The 6,156-nt window shown below is 43.3% G+C and carries 5 protein-coding genes and 1 pseudogene; 5 read left to right on the top strand and 1 reads right to left on the bottom strand.

Features of this window, described 5'->3' with window-relative positions:
- The first annotated feature begins 139 nt into the window (after positions 1 to 139).
- The 4 genes from AC1DUA_RS19480 to AC1DUA_RS19465 all read left to right on the top strand — a co-directional run bounded on the left by AC1DUA_RS19480 (position 140) and on the right by AC1DUA_RS19465 (position 4,725).
- Entirely contained in the window at positions 140 to 847 is a 708-nt protein-coding gene (locus AC1DUA_RS19480; RefSeq protein WP_477501347.1) for a response regulator transcription factor, read from the top strand.
- Entirely contained in the window at positions 844 to 1,830 is a 987-nt protein-coding gene (locus tag AC1DUA_RS19475) for a sensor histidine kinase (RefSeq protein ID WP_477501346.1), read from the top strand. The genes AC1DUA_RS19480 and AC1DUA_RS19475 overlap by 4 nt, the downstream gene beginning before the upstream one ends.
- 227 nt (positions 1,831 to 2,057) lie before the next feature.
- Positions 2,058 to 2,831 (top strand): ABC transporter ATP-binding protein, encoded by a 774-nt coding sequence (locus AC1DUA_RS19470; RefSeq protein ID WP_477501345.1) that lies wholly within the window; start codon positions 2,058 to 2,060, stop codon positions 2,829 to 2,831.
- Complete coding sequence (locus AC1DUA_RS19465; protein WP_477501344.1) at positions 2,803 to 4,725, top strand: ABC transporter permease; 1,923 nt, start codon at positions 2,803 to 2,805, stop codon at positions 4,723 to 4,725. The genes AC1DUA_RS19470 and AC1DUA_RS19465 overlap by 29 nt, the downstream gene beginning before the upstream one ends.
- Positions 4,726 to 4,974: 249 nt before the next feature.
- Here the strand turns inward: AC1DUA_RS19465 and AC1DUA_RS19460 are convergent, their stop codons facing one another.
- A complete protein-coding gene (locus AC1DUA_RS19460; RefSeq protein ID WP_477501343.1) occupies positions 4,975 to 5,190 on the bottom strand; it encodes a hypothetical protein in 216 nt (71 codons plus the stop codon).
- A gap of 339 nt (positions 5,191 to 5,529) precedes the next feature.
- Between AC1DUA_RS19460 and AC1DUA_RS19455 the strand changes: the two are divergent.
- Positions 5,530 to 6,156: pseudogene (locus tag AC1DUA_RS19455) on the top strand (hypothetical protein); the annotation flags it as partial.

The following is a 6,156-nucleotide window of genomic DNA, read 5'->3' as shown; positions in this document are numbered from 1 at the left end:
ATTCGATACCTATGACGAAGTCCGATAGAGAAAGGTTGCAGCCAACTTTAGAGCAACTAAGAATTCAATACCTGAAGCAAGTTGCCGAATGGGTTCTCTGATGTAAACGTGTAGAATTTACGGGAATGGAGATGCTTAGATGTATAAGATTATGATTGTTGAAGATGATCCGAAAATCGCAGAGTTGCTACAATTCCATATTCAAAAATATGGTGACGAGGGCACTATTGTCCGTGATTTTGAACATGTGTTGGAGCAGTTTAAGGAAACTGGGCCTCATATTGTCGTTCTTGATATCAATTTACCCAGCTTCGATGGATATTACTGGTGTCGGCAAATTCGCTCCATCTCCACATGTCCCATTATTTTCCTGTCCGCGAGAAGCGATAAAATGGACCAAGTGATGGCACTCGAGCATGGAGCCGATGATTATATGACAAAACCGTTCCATCATGAGGTCTTCATGGCCAAGATCCGCAGCCATCTTCGGCGCGTATATGGGGATTATGCACCCAAGACAGAGGAACGAATTGTTGCGCAGGATGGGTTAGTCTTATATCCGGAGCGGATGGAACTGCAGTTAGCCAATCAGAGGGTGATGTTGACCAAGAAAGAGGTCATCTTAATCGAAGTTTTGCTTGAACGCAGTCCGCGGCTGGTCAGTCGGGAGACAATTCTGGACAAGCTTTGGGATAATGTTACGTTCGTGGACGAGAATACGTTAAGTGTAAATATTACACGAGTCCGCAAAAAGTTAAGCGAACTTGGCATCCCGGATGCACTGGAAACAGTCCGAGGATCAGGGTATCGTCTGAATCCAATATGGAAGGAAGCAGGAGGGTCATGAAGCTGTTTCTCCGCGAACATGCTGTGTTTGTATGTTTCTCGTTAGTTCAGTTGTTTGTGGTCCTTTCTGTTGATTGGTTGGATGGCTACCAGCATCCCGTAACTGCCTTGTATGCGGGATTTCTGGGCATAGTTTTTATGCTTGTGTATTTATTGCTTCAATATATTCGTCATCGCCGAATGTATGAACGCTTATCACAACCTCTGGATGAGAGATATCCTTCCTTCCCATTGGCGGACCCGTCTGCCATTTCTCAGGCCTTAAAGCAGCTGATGGATAACCAGTATCGGCATTACCAGATGGACTCAAAAAAATGGGAACGCAAGCAAGAAAACCATGTTTCCTTCATGAATCAATGGGTTCATCAAATGAAAACGCCCCTGTCGGTGATTGAATTGATCACCCAAGATGCCGATGATGAGCGCCTGGATAGTATTTCGGAAGAGTCCGAACGGCTGCGTCAAGGGTTAGAGATGGTGCTGTACATGTCAAGGTTGGAAACATTTGCGCAAGACTTCAGCGTGGATGTGGTCAAGTTATCTAGTGTTATCAATGAAGTAATCACGGACTACAAAAGGCTTTTCATCCGCAGTGAGGTATATCCCGAAATGCGCGTAGATCCAAATCTAACGGTACAAACAGATGCCAAGTGGCTGCGCTTTATTATCCAGCAAGTGTTATCCAATGCGATCAAATACTCTGCAGGCAGCCACAAGAAAGTGACCATTACGACTTGCGTTGCTGATCGTGCTGTATTATTGGAGATTCGGGATCATGGAGTAGGTATTCCCAAATCGGATATAACCCGCGTGTTTCGGCCTTTTTTTACGGGAGAGAATGGTCGAAGATTTAAGGAGTCTACAGGTATGGGCTTATATGTAGCAAAAGAAGTTATTGATAAATTAAATCACAAGATTGATTTACAGTCTGAACAGGGGAAAGGAACGATTGTAACGATATCGTTTCCATATGCGATTCGGTAGGGATGAATGAGCGATGCTGCTCTTTCATCTTTTTTTTGTAGATAAGAAAATATAAGTTTTATACTTTAGCTTCGCATCTACCTTGACAAACGCACTCGTCCTAAAAGGACGACAAAGTCGTTTATCCTTGGAACCTTACAAAGCTGTTAGGTAACTGAAAGGATAGTCGATAGGAGAAAAGGGAAGGCTGGATTACACTACTACTAGAGAAAAGGAGATGAGTGCATATGGAAATTTTAAAAGTGACGGATCTGAATAAAACCTACATGGGCAAGGTCTCATATGAAGCGCTTAAAAGTATTGATTTGACTATAAATAAAGGCGAGTTTGTCGGCATTATGGGACCTTCCGGAAGCGGGAAAACAACGCTGTTGAATGTCATTTCTACGATAGATGCCCCTACTTCGGGACAAGTATTTATTCATGGACAGCAGCCGCATCAGCTATCCCCTAATCAGCTCGCTTTGTTCAGGCGGCGCGAACTTGGTTTTATTTTTCAGTTCTTTAACCTGCTCCCTACCTTGACGGTTAAAGAGAACATGGTACTCCCGCTAGCACTGGACGGAAATGGCTACCGCGAAATTAACGAGCGAGTTAAGCGTATGTCGGAGAAGCTTGGGATTGAGCACATTTTGAACAAACGCACGTACGAGATTTCGGGTGGTCAGGCACAACGAACAGCCATTGGTAGAGCGCTGCTCCATCAGCCCAAATTAATTCTTGCTGATGAGCCGACAGGGAATCTGGATTCCAAAGCTGCCCGTGATGTCATGGGATTGCTGACTACTTTAAATCGGGAACAAGAAGCAACGATGATGCTTGTCACGCATGACGCCATGGCTGCAAGCTATTGCAATCGCGTCGTTTTTATTAAAGATGGTATGCTGTATCACGAGATTCATTGTGGCGATAACCGCGAAGCCTTTTATCAGAAAATCGTGAATGTCCTATCACTGTTAGGGGGGCATGGGCATGACATTTCGGCAAATCGCTTTTCATAACATTTTACGCAATAAAAGAATCTATGTGGCCCATTTTTTGAGCGGCGCGTTTGCCGTAATGATCTTTTTCATCTATGCGATGTTGTTGTTCCATCCGGACCTGCAGGGGGAACTGGCCTCAACGAGTGAAACGATCGGACATTTGAGTACAATTGGATTGAAAGTATCCCAGTATTTAATTTTTATTTTCTCCTTTCTGTTCTTGCTGTACTCGGTAAGCTCCTACTTAAAGACAAGGAAAAAGGAGTTCGGCATCCTGATGATTCACGGCATGTCCCCGCGGCAGCAAAATGGCCTTATTTTTACCGAAAATATGATGATTGGACTAGCTTCTATCATCGCTGGGATAGCTAGCGGGCTCGTTTTTACGAAGCTCACCTTGTTGATATGCGCTCATATTTTGGAGATTAAAAAGGGGTTATCCTTCTATTTTCCAGACAAAGCCATGTGGACCACAGCAGGTGCATTCCTGCTCCTGTTCCTGCTGGTTTCACTAGTGACCACCCGATTGGTGCGAACCGGTCAGTTAGTTGATCTGATTCAGTCCGAAGAGAAACCCAAAGATGAGCCCAAGGCTTCCACTGGTTTGTCGCTACTCGCGATCTTGTTGATCGGTATCGGGTATAGTCTAGTTTTTTACTTCGTAATTGAGCGAATCTATTCCTTACTGCTCTTATCCCTAGGAATATTATTTACGGTAGCGGGGACGTATTTCTTATTCACACAGCTTAGTGTGTTCCTCATTCAAGCCTACAAGAAGCAGGAACGACTATTTTATAAAAAAGTAAACCTGATTACGATTTCGGAATTGGCCTACCGAGTCCGAGATAATGCGAGCATGTTCTTTATGGTGTCCATAGTGTCTGCGGTGGCATTCACCGGCATCGGGGTATGCTTAGCACTGGGCAATCCGGGATTGTCGCAAATGACCAATCCCTTTGCCTTTACGTATGTGACTCAGGCTGGAAATAGCAAGGAGAATTTGAATGTTGCCGAAATAGAGAAAGCATTGAAAGAGGGGCGATTTCCTTATGAAAAAACGTTGATTACTCCGAAGTATGCAGAGGGAGTAACGCTTCTCAAACTTAGCGATTATAATYAATTGGCCAAAGCGCTGGGGTATCCGTTAGAAACTTTGGAGAGTGACTTAATGGCGCTAGGAGTGCCATCTACGGTCCAGGAAAAGAGTGACATTGCCAACCAAAAAAGCATGCCCCAAACGAAAGAGGTTTTGCTAGGAGAAAATAGCGATGTATTGGAAATGAAAAAGTATGTGCCGCATCTCGTGACGCCTGCAATCCTAAGGGGAAATCTTACCGTGGTTACCGATTCCTTCTATAATCGAGTGCCTTTTGATGAGCTTGGAGAACGAAGGTATTATACGTTTGCTATGAACAATTGGGAAGAAACCAAGGAGATTTCCAGACAATTGGTTCAATCGGTCGGAGAGGATCGTGAGGAAGGCAAGTATTTTCTTGTGCAACCACTTGTCCTAGAGTGGCTAGAAGCGAAGCAGAAGAACGGTATTTTGCTGATTATTAGTGTTCTGGTAGGAGTTGTTTTCTTCACGTTTGCTGCTAGTTTCTTGTACTTGCGGCTTTATTCGGATTTAGAGCGGGATCAGAAGCAGTTTCAGTTAATGGCGAACCTGGGATTAAGCCGCTCGGAATTGAAAACGATTGTAACCCGTCAATTCAGGGTTATGTTCTTTATTCCACTGCTAACGGCGATATTGCATAGCACAGTCGCGTTCACCGCATTGCAGCAGCTTGTAGATTTTAGCATTGTAAAAGGGGCGATTACGATATTTGCGGCTTTTGCTATCATCCAAGTGATGTATTACTTCACAGCTCGTTGGCGTTATATGGAACACTTGTATCAAAAATTGACGTGACCCACCTTCATGGGTTGAACCAAATAAGGAACATATCATCATGATATGTTCCTTATTTATATGATATTATACCGGTTTTTTCGACATTTATCTTGTTATTCACAGAGAATGCGCCATGAAATGCTATAAATATGTTTCTATGTGTAGCATGATTCCCATTACAACTATCCTATATAGATTTTATCGCATAGGAGGGCAAAAATTAATATATAGCTGGCCAGATCCAGCAGCCTTACATGAGTGAAGCTCTTAAAGGTAGTGCCAGGCCAAAAGCGGAAGAAATAGGGGCCGCTGCATCTCAACGACACATGAAGCGTTAGCTACCATAAGATTAACACCTGCAGCATGACTTGCACCATAGATGGATACGAAACGGATCTCTTTTGGATGAAGATGGTGAAGATCAAGGCGTTCCTCCGGTCTGTCATCGACATGAAGCACAAGTGTGGGGAGATAAGCTGACATCGAAGCTTCGGAAGAGCAAAAAACGGCTTGTTTTCTTGGGCTTTTAAAAATTTTTAAAGGAATTTTATGGTACAAAAGGATGAATTTTTATTTGGTCATTCCAATCTGGTTTCCATTTTTTTCCGACAAAGGGTTAGGTCTAAATAATCAAACGTATAGATCGTAACTCCTGAAATTGGTTATTTTATAGGTGATAGAGACAGAAAACTACAAAAATAGCGAATTATATAGTCATGTAGTGCTCTTTTGACTGTAAGAATTTAACTGTTATGATTATGGTAAACATGGGTATTGTTGAAAGAGCCACTTACAAATATCGGTTAAAGGATGATTACACAGATGAGAAAGATATTCTCAGGTGAGAGTAGGGTCTTTTACTTGTACCGGTTCATTTCGCTGGCTGGAACTTCGCTAGTGTACGCTATTGAGGATCGTGGCCCTCCACTAGGTGTGAAAATAGGCATCATCCTCGTGTTGTTCATCTTTGCTACGTGGATCACAGACATGTATACCCAAAGTGGCAAAGCCTCTCGCACAATTAAAATAACCGTAGGCTTGGARATGACGGGGATGATGGTCCTCCATCTTCTAAGCGGCGGTATGGATAGTCCGTTCCTGTGGTGTGTTTTTAATCCCGCTTGGATGGCTGCCAGCTATCTTTCCTCTGCTTACTGCTGGTTCATGATGCTGAGTTACTTTTTATTTATTACGGCTTTTTCCTATTTTTTTGCGAACGGGCAAATGCAGACGCTTGGCAGTATTCTACTGAGTGAGAACCGGTTTTACCTCATGCTGTTGTTTATGACACTCACCATTCAATTACTGGCAGGGGTCAAGAATCGTCTTGAGATTGCGAACGCTCGAACCACAGAAACGATGGAGCATATGAAGTCGCTATATCAAATCGTGGAAGCAGCAACTCATAGTGATTCTGAGAACTTGAAAATCATCTTTACAGAGTTTGCT

It is taken from the genome of Paenibacillus sp. 01T422 (assembly GCF_056398785.1).
The sequence above is the reverse complement of the archived record's forward strand: the minus strand, read 5'-3'. Positions and strand labels throughout refer to the sequence as shown.